This is a genomic window from Pseudomonas sp. NY15374, assembly GCF_048068255.1.
Classification (GTDB): domain Bacteria; phylum Pseudomonadota; class Gammaproteobacteria; order Pseudomonadales; family Pseudomonadaceae; genus Aquipseudomonas; species Aquipseudomonas machongensis.
Genome location: NZ_JBLUPZ010000043.1, coordinates 1 through 218 on the forward strand (window position 1 = coordinate 1; position 218 = coordinate 218).

Consider the following 218-nt stretch of genomic DNA (forward strand, 5'->3'; position numbering starts at 1 on the left):
TGCTGGCTGGCCGCCGACGTACACGTCATCAGGGGCGTGGATGGTGATGGTCCCGGTGGCGCTGCCAGCCGGAACAGTCACTTTCGTGCCATCCGAAAGAGTGAAGGTCAGACCGCCGTGGCCTTTGACGTCAAGGCCTTGGGCATTGGTCAGAGTAACGGTGTAAGTGATCTCACCGCCTTCGGAGACGGTGGTTTTGTCGGCGGTGAGGGTCGCGA

At 61.5% G+C, this 218-nt stretch carries 1 protein-coding gene; it reads right to left on the reverse strand.

Annotation, left to right across the window (positions count from 1 at the left end):
- Nucleotides 1–218: immunoglobulin-like domain-containing protein (locus ACNFHO_RS27445; protein ID WP_416767977.1), on the reverse strand; the 218-nt coding region annotated here is incomplete at both ends.